This is a genomic window from Flavobacterium sp. CG_9.10, assembly GCF_015752245.1.
GTDB lineage: Bacteria > Bacteroidota > Bacteroidia > Flavobacteriales > Flavobacteriaceae > Flavobacterium.
Genome location: NZ_JADOVD010000018.1, coordinates 24,789 through 42,666, shown reverse-complemented (window position 1 = coordinate 42,666; position 17,878 = coordinate 24,789). Strand labels below are relative to the sequence as shown.

Annotated in this window: 12 protein-coding genes; 5 read left to right on the top strand and 7 right to left on the bottom strand. The window is 33.3% G+C overall.

All coding sequences use genetic code 11. From position 1 onward, the window contains the following. Positions 1 to 12 precede the first annotated feature (12 nt). From IWX84_RS13860 to IWX84_RS13850, 3 genes are all read left to right on the top strand, one after another. Positions 13 to 1,326: a TolC family protein gene (locus IWX84_RS13860; protein WP_231385498.1), complete on the top strand. Its 1,314-nt coding sequence runs from the start codon at positions 13 to 15 to the stop codon at positions 1,324 to 1,326. Positions 1,327 to 1,355: 29 nt separating this feature from the next. After that, positions 1,356 to 2,219 (top strand): bestrophin family protein, encoded by an 864-nt coding sequence (locus IWX84_RS13855; RefSeq protein ID WP_196851353.1) that lies wholly within the window; start codon positions 1,356 to 1,358, stop codon positions 2,217 to 2,219. A gap of 73 nt (positions 2,220 to 2,292) precedes the next feature. After that, positions 2,293 to 3,219 carry an AraC family transcriptional regulator gene (locus IWX84_RS13850; RefSeq protein WP_196851352.1) on the top strand — a complete coding sequence of 309 codons (927 nt, stop codon included), beginning with the start codon at positions 2,293 to 2,295 and terminating at the stop codon, positions 3,217 to 3,219. A 2-nt stretch (positions 3,220 to 3,221) separates the two neighbouring features. On the opposite strand, the gene IWX84_RS13845 is transcribed toward IWX84_RS13850, so the two are convergent. Both IWX84_RS13845 and IWX84_RS13840 read right to left on the bottom strand, forming a co-directional pair. Further along, positions 3,222 to 3,596: a DUF779 domain-containing protein gene (locus tag IWX84_RS13845; protein ID WP_196851351.1), complete on the bottom strand. Its 375-nt coding sequence runs from the start codon at positions 3,594 to 3,596 to the stop codon at positions 3,222 to 3,224. Positions 3,597 to 3,671: 75 nt separating this feature from the next. Next, positions 3,672 to 5,177: an aldehyde dehydrogenase family protein gene (locus IWX84_RS13840; protein ID WP_196851350.1), complete on the bottom strand. Its 1,506-nt coding sequence runs from the start codon at positions 5,175 to 5,177 to the stop codon at positions 3,672 to 3,674. A gap of 265 nt (positions 5,178 to 5,442) precedes the next feature. Here IWX84_RS13840 and pheT point away from each other — a divergent pair, with 265 nt between their 5' ends. After that, entirely contained in the window at positions 5,443 to 7,863 is a 2,421-nt protein-coding gene (gene pheT / locus IWX84_RS13835; RefSeq protein ID WP_196851349.1) for a phenylalanine--tRNA ligase subunit beta, read from the top strand. A 128-nt stretch (positions 7,864 to 7,991) separates the two neighbouring features. On the opposite strand, the gene IWX84_RS13830 is transcribed toward pheT, so the two are convergent. Beyond that, positions 7,992 to 8,546 (bottom strand): fasciclin domain-containing protein, encoded by a 555-nt coding sequence (locus IWX84_RS13830; protein ID WP_196851348.1) that lies wholly within the window; start codon positions 8,544 to 8,546, stop codon positions 7,992 to 7,994. A gap of 207 nt (positions 8,547 to 8,753) precedes the next feature. Here IWX84_RS13830 and IWX84_RS13825 point away from each other — a divergent pair, with 207 nt between their 5' ends. Further along, entirely contained in the window at positions 8,754 to 9,692 is a 939-nt protein-coding gene (locus tag IWX84_RS13825; RefSeq protein ID WP_196851347.1) for a cation diffusion facilitator family transporter, read from the top strand. 85 nt (positions 9,693 to 9,777) lie between these two features. On the opposite strand, the gene IWX84_RS13820 is transcribed toward IWX84_RS13825, so the two are convergent. The 4 genes from IWX84_RS13820 to rpsA all read right to left on the bottom strand — a co-directional run bounded on the left by IWX84_RS13820 (position 9,778) and on the right by rpsA (position 17,560). Beyond that, positions 9,778 to 11,841 (bottom strand): OmpA family protein, encoded by a 2,064-nt coding sequence (locus tag IWX84_RS13820; RefSeq protein WP_196851346.1) that lies wholly within the window; start codon positions 11,839 to 11,841, stop codon positions 9,778 to 9,780. A gap of 10 nt (positions 11,842 to 11,851) precedes the next feature. Next, positions 11,852 to 12,787 carry a type IX secretion system membrane protein PorP/SprF gene (locus tag IWX84_RS13815; protein WP_196851345.1) on the bottom strand — a complete coding sequence of 312 codons (936 nt, stop codon included), beginning with the start codon at positions 12,785 to 12,787 and terminating at the stop codon, positions 11,852 to 11,854. Positions 12,788 to 12,819: 32 nt separating this feature from the next. Continuing rightward, positions 12,820 to 15,456 carry a gliding motility-associated C-terminal domain-containing protein gene (locus IWX84_RS13810; RefSeq protein WP_196851344.1) on the bottom strand — a complete coding sequence of 879 codons (2,637 nt, stop codon included), beginning with the start codon at positions 15,454 to 15,456 and terminating at the stop codon, positions 12,820 to 12,822. A 319-nt stretch (positions 15,457 to 15,775) separates the two neighbouring features. Beyond that, a complete protein-coding gene (gene rpsA / locus IWX84_RS13805) occupies positions 15,776 to 17,560 on the bottom strand; it encodes a 30S ribosomal protein S1 (protein WP_196851343.1) in 1,785 nt (594 codons plus the stop codon). Positions 17,561 to 17,878 lie beyond the last annotated feature (318 nt).

Genomic DNA, 17,878 nt, shown 5'->3' with positions numbered 1-17,878 from the left:
AAAAATATAATTATGATAAATACCAAAATACTGTTTCGAAGTTTGATTCTATTACTCTTTTTTGTTGCAAAAACAAATGCACAAGAAGTTCTAACCTTAGAAGATGCGGTAAAAATCGCATTAGAAAACAATTATGAAATCAAAATTGCTTCCAATAATTTACTGATCAATAAAACAAATGTAACCACCGGAAATGCGGGAATGTTACCTAAGGCAACTGCCACTATTGTTGATAATAATGCAATTCAAAATCTGTCACAAACACGAACCGACGGAACTGTTAATACGCTTAATAATGCGAAAAGTAATAGTTTAAATTACGGTGTCGGTTTAGATTGGACGATTTTTGATGGTTTCAAAATGTTTGCCAAACTGGAACAATTAAAAGAGTTACAAAAATTAAGTGAAGCCCAGTTAAAACTTACTATAATTACAAAAATAAGTGATGTTCATGCTGCCTATTTTGATTTGGTGCAACAACAGCAACAATTGGTAGCGCTAGATTCGACAATTGTAATTTCAAATCAAAGACTGACTTTGGCACAGAATCGGTTTAGTATTGGAAAAGCCTCAAAATTGGAAGTTTTGAATGCACAAGTTGATTTAAACACCGACAGAGTTACCGTTTTAAGACAAAAAGAATTGTATGCCAATACTAAAATTTTATTGAATCAAATTCTTGCCAGAGATGCGAAAACTAATTTTATTGTGGTTGATTCAATTATTGTTGATTCTCAATTATTGCTTCCTGAACTGACGGCTTTGGCAGAAAAACAAAATCCGCAATTGGAATCTCAAATCATCAATAAAAGAGTCTCAGAATTGCAATTGAAACAAATAAAAGCGACACGATATCCAACCGTTAAAGTAAATAGCGGTTATAATTTTGCTGAAAGCCAATCCAGTCTTGGTTTTACCACACAATCATCTGCAAGAGGACTGAATTATGGTTTTAGTGCTTCGTTAAATTTATTTGACGGATTTGCTCAAAACCGAAATGAAAAAATTGCTAAAATTCAAATCGAGAATTCTAAAATGATAATTGATCAGCAGACTTTATCTCTAAATTCAGCATTAGCGACTTCCTATCAAACCTATTTAACGAATCTGGAATTAATTGCTTTAGAAGAAAAAAATGCAGCTATTGCCAAACAAAATCTAAATATCACTTTAGACAAATTTAGAATTGGAACCATAACAACTTTAGAATTTAGGACCGCACAATTAAATTACGTAAATGCAAAAGTGCGTTATAGCAATGCCCAATTCCAAGCTAAATTATCTGAAATCGCGCTAAAAGAATTAGCGGGAAGTCTTAGTTTTTAATTTAATTTTGTATAAAATTTTAGCCCAAAATGATTTCATACAATACTAAGGACTGGTTTACTTTTATCTTTCGTTTTCACAAAGCAGACACTTTTCGGACTTTGTTTCCAATTATGCTTGCCATAGGCGCATATGCTGGAATTATCGGTTACTTAGAAGTTGAATATTGGCAACTTGCTGATGACAGTTATGTAAAAAACATCACCATCATGCACGGAATGTTGGGTTTTGTGATTTCGTTATTACTCGTTTTCAGAACTAATACTGCCTATGACCGTTGGTGGGAAGGAAGAAAAATGTGGGGCAGTTTGGTCAATAATAGCCGTAATTTAGCCATTAAACTTTCCGTAATTTTAGCGGATGAAAAAGATCGGGCTTTTTTCAGGAAAATAATTCCCACTTATGCTTCCATTTTAAATAAACATTTAAAAGATGAGGAAACTGGAAAGCAATTATTTGATGATGTAGATTTAGAAATTGATCATCACAAACACAGGCCCAATCAGGTTGCGAAAATATTATTTCAAAAAATAAATGATTTATATGTTTCCAAAAAGATTACTGGAGACCAATTAATTATTTTAAATGCCGAAGTATTATCATTCACTGAAATTTGCGGTGCTTGCGAAAGAATCAAAAACACGCCTATTCCCTACTCCTACAGCGCTTTTCTTAAAAAATTCATCTTCTTTTACGTAATGACTTTGCCGTTTGGTTACTCTTTTAGTCTGGGTTATTATGTAGCACCAGTTGTGGTTTTTATTTTTTATGTTTTGGCCAGTTTAGAGTTAATTGCAGAGGAAATTGAAGATCCTTTTGGGAATGATGAAAATGATTTACCTACAAAAAAGATTGCCGCAAATATTAAAAAACACGTAGAAGAATTAATTTAAAATTTGTTAAACTGTGTTCCTGTTCTAATTATTTTCATTAAATTTAAACTTTGCCTTCTTTAAGTTTGAAACTATGAATAACAAGCGTGCTTTTATAAATCCACCTCATTTATCGAACGAGAAATCGTTAAAAACATTAGTAGAAAACAGAACGGTTTATTCCCTAAATCATTGTGAACTGAATCTTTTTGAAACCTATGAATCTTCTGCATTGGTTCCGCTAAAGTTTAATGATTTGGTAGTGACAAGCATGTTAAGAGGTAAAAAAGTAATGCATCTTTTTGACGATCCTTCGTTTGAATACTTACCAGGTGAAACCGTTGTTATTCCTTCGAATGTGGAAATGAAAATCGATTTTCCCGAAGCCACAAAAAGCAATCCTACGCAGTGTCTGGCTTTGGCGATCGACCAAACTAAAATTACCGATACGCTACAATTTTTAAACGAACGGTATCCAAAGGAAGGGAATTCACAATTTTGGCATTTGAATTATCAGAATTATTTTTTTTACAATAATGTAGAATTGGCAACAACAATAAATAAACTGATTAAAGAATGCATGAGCACTTCGATTACCAAAGATGCTTTGGCCGATTTGACTTTACAGGAATTATTAATTCGAATTATTCAAACGCAAACTGCAAAAGCGATTGATGATGGTTTATTTACGGATCCAAAAAATCCCATCACACAAGTCGTAGAATTCATCCGATTGAATTTGAAGGAAAATATCAGCATGAAACATTTGAGCGAAAAAGCATGTATGAGTACCACTTCTTTCTATAGACTTTTCAAAAGAGAATTAGGGATGAGTCCGATAGAATTTGTAATCAGCGAAAAGATAAGATGCGCCAAACAATTGCTCAAAAATCCAACAATACAAATCAATGAAGTTTGCTACTTATCCGGATTTGAAGATTCCAATTATTTCATCCGTTTGTTTAAAAAACACGAAGGAATTACACCAAAGCAGTATCAATTGTTATATATAGTAAACTAGATTTATTCAATATATTTTAAAGGCTCAAGCGATTGTTCTTCTTCGGGAGTAAAAATCCGGTATTCAATTCGGAATGTTTTTTTCAGTGGTGTTTCCAAAGAAAAACCTCCTACTCCAAAGGCATCAATTACATCCAAAGTAAAATGAGCATGTTTCCAATATTCGAATAGATCCTTATCTACCCAGAATTCAGTATCTTCAATACTTCCAATGCATACATCTCCAAATCGCTGGTAAAATCCGCCTTTTTCAAAACATTGGGGCTGTGTTCCTTCACAACATCCTCCGGCCTGATAAAACATCAAATCACCATGTTTTTCCTGTAATATTTTGATTAATTCTATTGCTTTTTCTGTGGCATCGAGTCTTTTTGTCATTTTTTTAAATTTAAAATAAAACCTGACAAATCATACAATCTGTCAGGTTTACCATTAACCAATAATCTATAACTACTAAAAGAAACCCAATTTCTTTTTATCATAAGAAATCAGCATATTTTTTATCTGACGATAATGTCCCAGCATCATTTTATGGTTTTCACGACCAATCCCTGATTGTTTGTACCCTCCAAAAGGAGCTCCTGCAGGATAAGAATGGTATTGATTAATCCACACACGACCAGATTGAATGGCTCTTGGAACCTGATAAATTTCGTGTGCATCACGCGTCCAAACTCCTGCTCCCAAACCGTACATCGAATCATTTGCAATAGCAATAGCTTCTTCCGTTGTTTTAAAAGTGGTAACAGCTAAAACAGGTCCGAAGATTTCTTCCTGAAAAATACGCATTTTATTATTCCCTTTGAAAAGCGTTGGTTTGATATAATAACCACCCGCAAAATCCCCTTCCATATGGTTTTCTTCACCGCCAGTTAATACTTCGGCACCTTCTTCTTTTCCTAATTTAATATAACTAAGGATTTTTTCTTTTTGCACCAATGAAGTCTGTGCTCCCATCATCGTGGTTCTGTCCAATGGATTACCCATTTTGATTGCCGCAGTTCTTTCGATTACTCGAGCAATAAATTTTTCGTAGATGTCTTCATGGACTAATAATCGAGAAGGACACGTACAAATTTCTCCTTGATTTAAGGCAAACATTACGGCGCCTTCAATCGCTTTGTCAAAGAAATCATCATCAGCATCACCAACGGATTTCATGAAAATATTTGGAGATTTTCCCCCTAATTCTAGTGTTACGGGAATAATATTTTCTGTGGCATATTGCATCACTAAACGACCGGTTGGCGTAGAACCTGTAAAGGCAGCTTTTGACACTTTTTTGTTGGTAACCAAAGCTCTTCCCAGCTCCGCACCAAAACCATTGACAATATTTACAACTCCCGGAGGAAGAATATCGCCTATTAATTCCATCAATACCAAAATAGAGATTGGCGTGCTTTCCGCTGGTTTTAGGACAACTGTATTTCCTGCTGCTAATGCTGGTGCTAATTTCCAAATCGCCATTAAAATTGGAAAATTCCAAGGAATAATTTGGGCAATTACACCCAATGGTTCACTTAAAGCAATAGAAACAGTTTGCGAATCCAGCTCAGCAATCGAACTTTCCTCAGCGCGAATTACTCCTGCAAAATATCTAAAATGGTCAATTGCCAAAGGCATATCGGCTGCTAAAGTCTCTCGAATCGCCTTTCCGTTATCAATAGTTTCAACGGTAGCAAGATATTCTAGATTATCTTCCATTACCTGAGCAATTTTATTCAATAAATTACTTCGTTCTGTAACAGATGTTTTTCCCCATGTTTGAAAAGCTTCATGCGCTTTATCAACAGCTAAATCAATATCCACTTTAGTTGAATGTGCCGCCCTTGTGAATACTTTTCCATCGATTGGAGAAACAACATCAAAATATTGTCCGCCGATTGGTGCAACGAAATTCCCTCCTATATAATTGTCATATTTTGCCTTAAATTCAGGTCTTTTTACTACGTTATCCATATCGTTATAATTTTTTATTTTCTCAAATTTAGGATCATTCAAGTCATTCGAATAGCACAATTCATTCAACTGATAGCATTAAACTTTCATATGTGTTTTTTTAACGTTATTTTATTATTTAATTCTTATATATTTATATTTAAAACTAGTAAATTCTTATTTTTAATAACAGTAAAATGTGATAAATCAGTTATAAAAAACCAAAAAAATAGTTTCTTACTCCAACCTGCAATCCTTATATTTGCATTCTCATTAAAATTGACAGATGAAAATATCTTACAACTGGTTAAAACAATTCATTAAAATAGACTGGAAATCCGAAGAAACAGCAGCGCTACTAACAGATTTAGGTCTTGAAGTAGAAATTGTTGAAAAATACCAATCGGTAAAAGGCGGACTAGAAGGCATTGTTGTAGGACATGTGCTTACCTGTATTCAACATCCCGATGCGGACAGACTAAAAATAACAACAGTTGATTTAGGTGATGGGATTCCAGTTCAAATTGTTTGTGGCGCCAGTAATGTGGCCGCAGGACAAAAAGTACCGGTAGCTACTATTGGGACAACATTATATGATAAAGATGGTGTTGCTTTTTCGATTAAAAAAGGAAAAATACGAGGACAGGAAAGCCACGGAATGATTTGCGCCGAAGATGAATTAGGTCTTGGTGAAAGTCATGATGGAATTATGGTTCTTGACGATACTCTAAAAGCGGGAACTCCTGCCGCGACAGTTTTTAAAATTGAAAATGATGAAGTATTCGAAATTGGGTTGACACCTAATCGTGCCGATGCAATGAGTCATTTAGGGACTGCCCGTGATTTAAGAGCCGGAATGTTACAAAGTGGCGTGAGTGTTGAATTGATCACTCCTTCAGTAAGTAATTTTAGAGTTGATAAAAGAACATTGAAAATTGACATTGATGTAAAAGAGTCTAAACTGGCTCCTAGATATTGTGGTGTCACTATTTCTGGAATTACTATAAAACCGTCACCAGAATGGTTACAAAACCGATTAAAAGCTATTGGATTAAATCCAAAAAATAATATTATTGATGTAACTAATTATGTTTTACACGAATTAGGTCAGCCGTTACACGCTTTTGACGCTTCAAAAATAAACGGAAAAATAATTGTACAAACACTTCCTGCAGGCACTAAATTTACTACACTCGATGATGTTGAAAGAACATTACACGAAGAAGATTTGATGATTTGCGATGAAAAAGGACCTTTGTGCATTGCAGGAGTTTTTGGAGGAAAAAAATCAGGAGTATCAGAAAACACTAATTCTATTTTCTTAGAAAGTGCCTATTTTAATCCTGTGAGTATTCGTAAAACAGCAAAAAGACATCAATTGAATACTGATGCTTCATTTCGTTTTGAAAGAGGTATTGACCCAACAATTACAGCTTACGCGTTGAAACGTGCTGCTTTATTAATTAAAGAAGTGGCAGGCGGAGAAATTACTTCGGATATGGTTGATATGTATCCAAAGAAAATTGAGGATTTTTCAGTTTTTGTAAACTTCAGTAATGTAAACAAAATTATAGGTCAGGAAATATCAAAAGACACTATTAAGAAAATTTTAGTTTCTTTGGACATTAAAGTAAATAGTGTTTCTGATGCCGGATTGGGATTAACTATTCCTGCTTACCGTGTCGATGTTCAAAGAGAAATCGATGTTATTGAAGAAATCCTAAGAGTGTACGGTTATAACAATATTAATTTTTCTAAAAAATTAAATGCTACAGTTTCTAACTCACCAAGAAACGAAGATTATAAAATACAAAATAGTGTTGCCACACAATTAAACTCGCAAGGTTTTAACGAAATGATGGCCAATTCATTGACTACGGCATCGTATGTTGAGCTTTCTGAAGCTTTAAATTCAGCGCACAATGTAACCATGCTTAATCCTTTGAGCAATGATTTGGCAACAATGCGTCAATCCTTATTATTTTCAGGCTTAGAAGCGATTTCATACAATATCAATCGTAAAAATTCCGATTTGAAGTTATTTGAATTTGGAAAAACATATCATAATTTGCCTTCAGGTTATGAAGAACGTAAACATTTAACCTTATTTCTTTCTGGAAACAGAAACCAAGAGAGTTGGACAAATACACAAAAACCTTCTGATTTCTTTTTATTCAAGGGTTACGTAAATGCTATTCTTTCAAGATTAGGTATTCAAAAAACACAAAATGTACCAGTTACCTCTGATGTATTTTCAGAAGGAATTGCTATTGGTTTTGGTGATGAAATTCTTGTGGAATTAGGTGTGGTAAAAAAGTCAATATTGAAAAGTTTTGGAATAAAGCAAGAAGTATTTTTTGCTGATTTCAATTGGGCCGCAGTTCTAAAAATGATTTCAACAAAAATAAAATATACTGAGATTCCTAAATATCCAGAAGTACGTAGAGATTTAGCTTTGTTAATTGATCAAAATGTAACTTATGACAGTATTTATTCAATTGCACGACAAACGGAGAAAACACTATTGAAAGACATTAATTTATTTGATGTATACGAAGGTCAGAATCTTCCCGAAGGTAAAAAATCATATGCGTTAAGCTTTATTATCCAAGACAATTCAAAAACCTTGACTGATGTGCAAATTGATAAAATAATGAACAAATTACAAAAGAATTTTGAAACTGAACTTGGAGCAAGTTTAAGATAGATTTTATTTTTATAAATGTAAAAAATCCTAATTCTCTATTTTATAATTAGGATTTTTTTTGCGGCAAAAAGCCTGACCAATTGGCCAGGCTTTCTCAATAAACAATTCTCAACCTTAAATCAAATAGTTTATTTTTTTGGTAATAAAACTGCATCTACAACATGGATTACACCATTTGATTGATTAACATTTGCAATGGTAACCTTTGCTGATTTTCCATTTTCGTCAGTAATATATAATTTTTTACCTTTCATCCATGCAGTAAGTGTTCCACCGCTAACTGTTTTCAACATTGCTTTTCCATTCCCCATTTTGATTGCTTTTGCAATTGCAGTTGAATTCATTTTTCCAGCAACAACGTGATACGTTAAAATAGTTTGCAACATTTTCATGTTTTCTGGTTTCAATAAGGTCTCAACAGTTCCTTTTGGTAATTTATCAAAAGCAACATTTGTTGGAGCAAAAACCGTGAATGGACCTTTGCCTTGTAAAGTTTCAACTAATCCGGCTGCTTTTACAGCTGCTACTAATGTGGTGTGGTCTTTTGAGTTTACCGCATTTTCAATAATGTTTTTTGTTGGATACATAGCAGCACCACCAACCATAACACTTTTTTGAGCGAAAGAAGTTGCTCCAAATACTAATGCAAATAATGCAATCGATAAAATTTTTCTAGTTTTCATAAAATCTATTATTAAAGTTATATAAAGGCATTTACGCAGTTAGATTGCTTTTGGTTTTAAAAAAACGAAAGTATTTTATAAATACTTAATTATCAAATAGATAAAACCTAAAAAATTTACGCTTCAAGAAAATATTTTATTTTTATAAATCTATTATTTAGTTACTCAATATATACTTATTTTTAATGCATTAAATTATAAGTGAAAATGGAGAAAAATTCTCAAGCTATTATTCAGGATAAAAAGAGTTCAAATCATATCATTCAAAGCCTTTTAGTAAATGTTATTATTGTAGTTGCTAAGGGATTCGCTGCTTTTATGACTGGATCGGGTGCGATGCTAGCAGAAACTATACATTCTTCTGCAGATTGTGCCAATCAAGTTTTATTGCTTTTAGGCATGAAACAATCCGGTCGCCCAGCTGATGAACAACATCCTTTTGGTTACGGAATGTCTGTTTATTTTTGGTCTTTTATGGTGGCTATGCTCCTATTTTCTATTGGAGGAATGTTCTCCATCTACGAAGGAATTCATAAGTATAACACGCCTGAACCCGTTCACGAAATCGCATGGGGAATTGGTATTCTTCTGTTCGCCATAGGATTGGAGGGGTACGCCACTTATTCCAATATAATAGAACTTAATAAAAGAAAAGGGAATAGCGGCTTTTTCAATTATTTGCGCACTACAAAAGACAGTGATTTAATTGTAATTTTCGGTGAGAATTCTGCAGCGGTAATTGGTCTTTTTTTAGCTCTTACTGCACTATTAGCTTCCTATTATACTGGTGATAGCCGTTATGACGCCATTGGTTCGCTGGCAATTGGTATTGTTTTAATTTTAGTCGCAATTTTTTTAGCAGTTGAAGTAAAATCACTTTTAATTGGCGAAAGTGCGGATTCAATTATCCTAGAAACCATAGAAGCTATCATCGAAAAAGAACTGCACATTACTCAACTTCTAAATTGCAGGACTATTCAACAAGGTCCAGGGGAAGTTTTAGTCTGTATAAAAATAAAATGTAGTCCTGATCTCAATACGCAATCGATTAGTCGCTTGATAAACCACTTTGAAAATGAGCTCAGAACTTTAAGACCCGAAGTAAAATGGCTCTATGTAGAACCTGATTTGCAGGAGTGGAAATAATAACAGAAGAAATTAATCTATAGAAAAAGTCCACATAATGTGGACTTTACTTTTTAAAAACCTTTAAAATTAGTGTTTTGATGGTCTATAAACTTTTAATTACAAATTCACTACGTCTATTTAGTTCATGTTGTTCTTCCATACAAGATTCACTAGGTTCACATTTTATAATTTGAACAGATTCTCCGTAACCTTTAGCGATGATTCTGTTTGAGGTAATTCCTTGATTAATAAAATACTCTTTTGTGGACACCGCTCTATTAGAAGAAAGATTCATATTATAATTGCTATTGCCTCTATTATCAGTATGCGAACCAATTTCTACAACCATATTAGGGTACTTTTTCATTAACTCTATAACTCGATTTAAGATTGGTTTGGATTCTTTACGGATATACCATAAATCATAATCAAAATAGATAGGATTGGTCTTAATTAGCAATCGGTCTTTATCTTTTACCACATCTTTTTCTTTTGCGATAATATGATCTATTTTTTCTTTTTCCTTAATTGTTGCATCCTCTATTTCTTTTTTAGCTACAATTTGCTTGTCTTTCTCCAACTGTTTAAGGGCAATTTGCTCTTCGTTTTTGATTGTTTCCAAGGATTTCAAATACATGGAAGCATCACTAGTTTTATTTCGTTCTTTTTTAAGTTTAAATGATTTTGAATCCTTTGTATAATTCTCTTTGGATGCAAAAACCGAATAACCGTTTTCACAAGCAACACTAAAACTGAATTTTCCATCTTGTGAAGTCATAGTGTTTTGGATTTCCACCTTATTGTCATTTTGCAAACTAACTAATGTATTCTCTAATGGCAGTTTTGTATCCACATCTGTAATGATTCCAGTGATAAATTGCATGCAATCTTCGATTAACAAAGGCTTTATTTCTTTAATTGCGTATATGTCATCGCCGCCTTTTCCACCCAATCTGTTAGATGAAAAATAACCTTCTTTTGAATCCGAATCAATAGTAAAAGAAAAATCGTCATAACCAGAATTTACAGGCAATCCAATATTCATAGGTTTGGAGAACATATTGTCTTGTATTTCGGAGACAAAAACATCCAACGACCCATAACCTGCATGTCCATTAGAAGAAAAATACAATTTGTTGTCTTTTGAGGTATAAGGAAATTGCTCCTTTTTATTTGTATTAATTTTGTTTCCTAAATTTTTTGGAGTTCCAAAAGCTCCTCCATTTATAGCTACGCAAAAAATATCAAATGAACCCAAAGTACCAGGCATATCTGATGCAAAATACAATGTTTTTTCGTCAACACTCAGCGCGGGATGTTCTGTAGAATAGTCATCGCTATTGAAAGGAAGCGATACTATTTTTGTCCATTTATTATCTATAAATTCTGCTTTAAAAATTTGAAGGTTTGAAATCTTATCGGTGTTTTTACCTCTTTTCCCTTTTTTATAATTATTTCTGGTGAAATAAATTGTTTTTCCGTCTTTTGTAAAAACAGCACTTGCCTCATGCATTGCTGTGTTCAACTCATTTGAAAAATCATTTACAATTGAATCGGCTGAATCGACATTTTTTAAAGGAATTGAAACTAAATCCAAATAACCTTCATTGTTCCATTTGTATGTTTTGTCAAACAAACCGGATTTTTTTTTGACTCCAGAAAAAATCAAATTCTCTCCTTCTTTGATTGCCCCAAACTCCGAATTTACAGTATTTAATGCCAGATTCTTTATTTCGAATCTATTTCCTATTGCTGATACATTTTCAAGTTCAGCATTGTCTTTTTCAAAATCAAGCAAGGCTTGTTTGTTATTTGAACCAGAGAGATAATCTCGGATAAGCGCATTTGATTCTTCGTAATTCCCTGTTGCTTTCAATGTTTGAGAGTATTTGAAATAGTATTCCTCTTCAATATTTTTATTGAATCTGGTAATCAAAAAATGATACTCTTTTTGTGCATTCACATAATCATTGGTGTAATAATAACAATCCGCTAAGTTTTTCACCACATCAATAGAGCGATTTTCTTGAATGATATTTTCATACAAAGGAATTGCTTCGCTGTAAAAAGTCCGTTCAAAAAAGCGTTTGGCTCTTTGTAAGTGCTGAGTTTGGGCATTTATAAGCTGTATTGAAAATACAATTAAAATTAGAAATACTCTTTTCATGTTTATTTTTTTAGAAGAACCTCGGTGATTTATCATATCCTTTGCTTAATAAATCTAAATTGAATAATATAAAAATTTCATGAGTCCCTGAATTAAACTGTCCCAGATTAGAAATCGTGTAATCATAGGCATAACCCACTCTAATTATCGGGGTTACCTTTACATTCATTAAAGCGCTTACCGCATCTCCAAACCTGTAAGCTGCACCAAACTCAAATTTTTCATTATACAACACGTTGGCAGAAATATCTAAAGTTACCGGTGCTCCTTTCACGAATTTTGACATAAAGGCCGGTTTTAATTTGAATGAATCTGACAGCGTAAAGACGTAGCCTCCGCTAAAAAAAGCATGGATATTTTCTGAACCAAATGCATAAATTCCAGAACGCTCTTCAATGTTTTTTGAAGAAAGTAAATTGGGAGTGGATAAACCTATGTAATATTGATCAGTAAAATAAAATGCTCCTACTCCAATATTTGGAAGCGTTCTATTGAAATCTTCGGAAAAAGCTAGATCTGTTGAAGCATCGCCACTCTCAAATACAAACCCATTAAAATTAGTTTTAAATGCTGTAAAGCCAGCTTTTAATCCTAAGGAAAGACGATGTGAATTTTTTAATTGAAGTACGTATGCAAAATCTGCAGAAAAATTATCTTCTTTTTTTGCACCATCTCCAATATCATCAGAAACCAATGAAAAACCCATTTCTATTTTTTTGTCGATTGGCATATGTGCAAAAAGAGTCAGTGTTTTTGGAGCACCAACCGTTCCAACCCACTGTGTTCTATACATTGTTCCTATATCTAACATAGATTGCATACCTGTAGCATAGGCAGGATTTACCACGTTCATATTATACATATATTGAGTATATTGCGGGTCTTGTTGTGCTGAGGAATTAATTATAAAAAATAAAAAACTTACAAATAGTATGGTTTTTTTCATTTGAAATTTAAGTTTAAAGTAATAAAGAATACTTATCGGTTCAGATAAAGTCGACCTTGCTCAGGTGATTTGTTGTCTTTATTATAATTGATTATATAAAAATAAATTCCGTTTGGTGCAAATCCATCAATTGCAATTTTTGAATCGGAATTTTTCCCATCCCAATTTGGCTTATTTTTATTGCCTGTGTACATTAAATTTCCGTATCTATTATAAATTTCCAACGAATAGTCAGGAAATAGAAATTCAATATTTGGAATCTTGAAAGTTTCATTGACAGTATCGCCGTTTGGAGAAAACCCGTCAGGAATAAATAATTTATTTGGCAGAATACAATTGGTAAGCGATACTGTAACTGCCAAAGCGTTCGAATAACAGTTTGTGGTATTGGAAAAATCGAATCCGTAATAGGTAAATCCTTCTTTAAGCAATTCTGTTGGTGGTAATTTCGCGCCATTTGCAGCAGCGTCAAACCAAGTTATGGTTCCGTTAGTAAGAGTATTAGCAGTCAAACTTTGCAAAGTAGGTTTGTCTAAACCGCAAAAGTTTTGTCCGTCTTGGATTAGTATTGGAGTTTGTACTTCATTTAGTGTAACATTAACCACTGCTCGCCCAGATTCACATCCAGTAGTTGCATTCACCTCTTTTACGTAATAATTTTTAGAAGCTAAAAGCGTGCTGCTTCCTAAAATAGTTGTACTTGTTAATGAATCAAACCATTGGAACTTACTTCCGTTTGGCAATAAATTTGCAACCGTTTTATTTTCATTTTTACAAAAATTTAAATTGCTTACTATTACATTTGGAATTGCATTTATTGTAAAACTCTTAGTACCATTACTAATTATAGCTGCGCAGCCTTTAGCATTGTCAATTAAGTCATTGATAACAAAAGCTGTTATTCCGGCATTGGCAAGCAAAACAGCAGGAATCGTGAAATTTGCATTGCCCTTATCAACAGGTACAGTTACCGTTTGGTTTGTCGCCGAATTGGATCCTGTTAGATTAAAATTTAAGATAACATTCGTCAAAGTTCCTAATCCTGCAAGTACTACCGAAATGGGCTGATTTTGACAAACATCTTTTATATCTAACGTTAGGTTTGGTACCTCAGGTAACGCTTTTATTATAAATGCTTTAGATAAATTTGACGTGTTAGTACAACCAGTAGTTAAATTTGTAATATTTGTATTTAAAATTTTGCAGTCGCCAACTTTAGGAATTAAGTTAGCCGGAATAATAAAACTCCCAAATCCATTGGTAACGGCACAAACCGTTCGCTGGGCAACGGCTGAATTGCTTCCTGATAAATCATAAACAACACTATAATTCCCATCCGTTAAATTTGTATCTCCAGAAATTTTAACTGTCGCACCAAAGCCTTTGCAAACAGGATCGATGGCTAGCGTTGCATTGTTGATTCTTGGTAATGGATAAACATGAAGTACATCGGAAAGAGTTCCAATAATATTGTTACAAGCACCAAAACTTCCCGTCTTTACTACCTTTTTTATACTGACATTGTAATTGTCAACTTGTGGAAAATAAATTCGGTTTATATCAAAAACTAAAACGCCATTACTAAAATCCGCAACTGAAGTATTCGTAACCGTTGATGAAATTCCTGCAATTTCATACGTGACGTAATAACTGCCATTAGGTATTTCTTTACTTCCTTGATTTAATACAGCTTTATACCTAGCCGTACCAATTTCGTTTTCACAAATATCCGAGTTTATTACCAAATTAGCTCCAGTGAAATCGAGTAGCTCTTCTATAATGATACTTACAACAGATGTTTTAATATCACAAATAGGATTAGTTGGCAAAACCGAATAACTAAAATTATAAACTCCAGCCCCAAAAGTATTATAGATATGCTGAACATCCACAATTGAATCAAAACGACTTGATAATTCGTTAGTACTGGACTCTGCCCAAGTACCATTAGGATCTTCTCCAGTCAATTTGTCTTTCAAATTTAAATTACTGTATAATGCCAAATTATCAGTATTACATAATAATAAATTGGCAGCAATTCCAGGATTTGGAGCAGGATAAATAGTAACATAAGTGTTTGAAGATTGAGCAGGGCAAGTTCCTATTGCCGGCACGGTATAAGTGAAAGAATAACTTCCTACTCCAGCAATTTCAGCATTAAGTAGATTTCCCGTTAACGCGTTTGTATTATTGTTGTCAATCCATTTTCCTCCAGATTGTGGGTTGAGATAATTTCCATCAAATGCATGAAACAAATTAAAATTGAGATTATCGCTGCAAACAGAAACATTTGGGCTTGTAATTCCAGAATATGCTCCTATCGTGACACTTATGGTAGCAGAGTCTTTACAACCACTGCCATTATCAACGGTATAGGTATAAGTATAAACACCACTAGTACGAATAACTTGTGCGTTCAATATTCCTGTAAAAAGATTTAATCCGCCTGATTTAAGATTATCTTTCCAAATTCCGCCATTCGTATGGGCTCCTAAAAGGTTAAAAAGATTGATTGACTTGCTACTTGGATTTGGAATATCACAAACTGTAATGCTGTTATCTTTTCCTGCGCATTGTGCATTGGTTTTTGTTACCGAAAAAAAGAAAACTAGGATATATAGAAAAAGTAGAAAGAGCTGTTTTGATGGTAAAAGTATTTTTAAATTCATAAAAATTTCTTAATTTAATTCAAAAATAAGCTAATTATTAGATTAATATTCTTTTTTAGAAATAAAACCTAATAATCGCAGCAATCTAATTATTGATGAGAATTAGAAATTAGAAATAGAAAAAACGGCTTCATTCTGGCTGTCTGACAACTAAAAAAAGATTTGTGAATAAAATCTGAACAATAAGATCGGATACAAATTGACTTCATACAACATTTATTTTTGCCGAATGGAAATAAAATATCGAAAATAGATAATTAAACATAAAAAAAGCCTCACATTACTGTGAGGCTTTTTACTATTTAAGAAATATTGAGAATTATTTTTTCTCTGATTTTTCCATTTTAGCTTTCAATGCTGCTAATACATCATTGTTATCACCTAAAGTTGCAGCAGCTGGTGCATTTGCAGATGAAGATGCAGATGAAGTATTTTCAGTTGCAGTTTTCACATTTTTCTCTTCTTCTTCACGGAAGATAGCAGTGTGAGATGCAACTACTCTTTTAAATTCTTTGTTGAATTCGATTACTTTGAAATCAGCTGATTCTCCTTTTTTCAATTTCTTACCATCTTCTTTTTCAAGGTGACGAGTAGGAATGAAAGCAACGATATCATCTCCGAATTCTACAGTAGCTCCTTTGTCAACGATTTCAGAAATTTCACCGTTGTGGATAGTTCCTACAGCGAAAGAATCTTCATACTGATCCCAAGGATTAGCAGTAGTTTGTTTGTGACCTAAAGATAATTTACGTCCTTCAACATCTAATTCTAATACTACTACATCAAGTTTCTCACCAACGTTTACAAATTCAGATGGGTGTTTGATTTTCTTAGTCCAAGATAAGTCAGAGATGTAAATTAATCCATCAATTCCTTCTTCTAATTCTACGAAAATACCAAAGTTTGTAAAGTTTCTAACGATACCTGTATGTTTAGAACCTACTGGGTATTTAGAAGTGATATCAGTCCAAGGATCTTGAGACAATTGTTTGATACCTAATGACATTTTGCGGTCATCTCTGTCTAAAGTTAAGATAACTGCTTCAACAACATCTCCTACTTTTACGAAATCTTGAGCAGAACGTAAATGAGTAGACCAAGACATTTCAGAAACGTGGATCAAACCTTCAACACCTTCAGCAACTTCGATAAATGCACCATAATCAGCGATTACAACTACTTTACCTTTTACTTTGTCTCCAATTGCTAATTTAGCATCTAGAGCATCCCAAGGGTGAGCGTTCAATTGTTTCAATCCTAATTGAATTCTTGTTTTCTCATCATCGAAATCAAGGATTACAACATTTAATTTTTGATCTAATTCAAGAACTTCAGATGGGTGGTTGATTCTTGACCAAGAAAGGTCAGTAATGTGAATCAATCCATCAACTCCACCTAGGTCAATAAAGACACCATAAGAAGTAATGTTTTTAACAACACCTTCTAATACTTGTCCTTTTTGTAATTGACCGATGATTTCTTTTTTCTGGATTTCGATATCCGCTTCAATAAGCGCTTTATGAGAAACAACAACATTTTTGAATTCGTGGTTAATTTTTACCACTTTGAATTCCATCATTTTGTTTACATATACATCGTAGTCTCTAATTGGTTTAACATCAATTTGAGATCCTGGTAAGAAAGCTTCAATTCCGAAAACGTCAACGATCATACCACCTTTAGTTCTGCATTTTACAAAACCATTAACGATTTCTCCTGTTTCGTTAGCCGAAATAACTCTATCCCATGATTTGATAGTACGTGCTTTTCTGTGAGATAATACTAATTGACCAGTTTTGTCCTCACGGATGTCAATTAATACTTCAACAGTATCACCTACTTTTAATGCTGGGTTGTAACGGAATTCATTCAATGAAATAACACCTTCCGATTTTGCGTTGATATCAACGATAACGTCTCTATCTGTAATTCTAACAACTGTACCATCAACCACTTCTTCTTGATCCGTAGCGATAAATGTTTTTGAAACTAGTTCTTCGAATTCTAATAAGTTTTTCTCATCAACTGCATCAATACCTTCTTCGAAATTGTGCCAGTTAAAATTTGCTAAAAACTCTTCTTGTGATTTTACTTGTTCAGACATGCTGATTAAAAATTTGTATTCTGTATTCTCTCGAGTTTCTTAATGTGCTAGAAAACAACAGAAGTTGTTTGTATAATTAGTTGAACCCTAAAGGAAACTCTTATTCACCAAAAGGACTGCAAAAGTAACACTTTTATCTTAAATAGCAAAATATTTATATTGTGATAATCAGTTGATTATTAGGAGCAGAACATTTTGCGATTTTCAAGAACTCTGCTCCCGCTTTCCGCTGTATCTTTTATATAGCTTCCAGCCTTCAAAAGGCTGGAAGCTATATAAAAGGATGCCGCTTCACTCGGGGCTAATTTATTTTAATCC

Excerpts from the sequence above, each read along its gene's own strand:
- IWX84_RS13830 (WP_196851348.1), bottom strand. The coding sequence starts at position 8,546 with ATGAAAACTAGAAAAATTTTATCGATTGCATTATTTGCATTAGTATTT.
- IWX84_RS13825 (WP_196851347.1), top strand. The coding sequence starts at position 8,754 with ATGGAGAAAAATTCTCAAGCTATTATTCAGGATAAAAAGAGTTCAAAT.
- IWX84_RS13815 (WP_196851345.1), bottom strand. The coding sequence starts at position 12,787 with ATGAAAAAAACCATACTATTTGTAAGTTTTTTATTTTTTATAATTAAT.
- IWX84_RS13845 (WP_196851351.1), bottom strand. The coding sequence starts at position 3,596 with ATGACAAAAAGACTCGATGCCACAGAAAAAGCAATAGAATTAATCAAA.
- rpsA (WP_196851343.1), bottom strand. The coding sequence starts at position 17,560 with ATGTCTGAACAAGTAAAATCACAAGAAGAGTTTTTAGCAAATTTTAAC.
- IWX84_RS13860 (WP_231385498.1), top strand. The coding sequence starts at position 13 with ATGATAAATACCAAAATACTGTTTCGAAGTTTGATTCTATTACTCTTT.
- IWX84_RS13855 (WP_196851353.1), top strand. The coding sequence starts at position 1,356 with ATGATTTCATACAATACTAAGGACTGGTTTACTTTTATCTTTCGTTTT.
- IWX84_RS13810 (WP_196851344.1), bottom strand. The coding sequence starts at position 15,456 with ATGAATTTAAAAATACTTTTACCATCAAAACAGCTCTTTCTACTTTTT.
- pheT (WP_196851349.1), top strand. The coding sequence starts at position 5,443 with ATGAAAATATCTTACAACTGGTTAAAACAATTCATTAAAATAGACTGG.
- IWX84_RS13850 (WP_196851352.1), top strand. The coding sequence starts at position 2,293 with ATGAATAACAAGCGTGCTTTTATAAATCCACCTCATTTATCGAACGAG.
- IWX84_RS13840 (WP_196851350.1), bottom strand. The coding sequence starts at position 5,177 with ATGGATAACGTAGTAAAAAGACCTGAATTTAAGGCAAAATATGACAAT.
- IWX84_RS13820 (WP_196851346.1), bottom strand. The coding sequence starts at position 11,841 with ATGAAAAGAGTATTTCTAATTTTAATTGTATTTTCAATACAGCTTATA.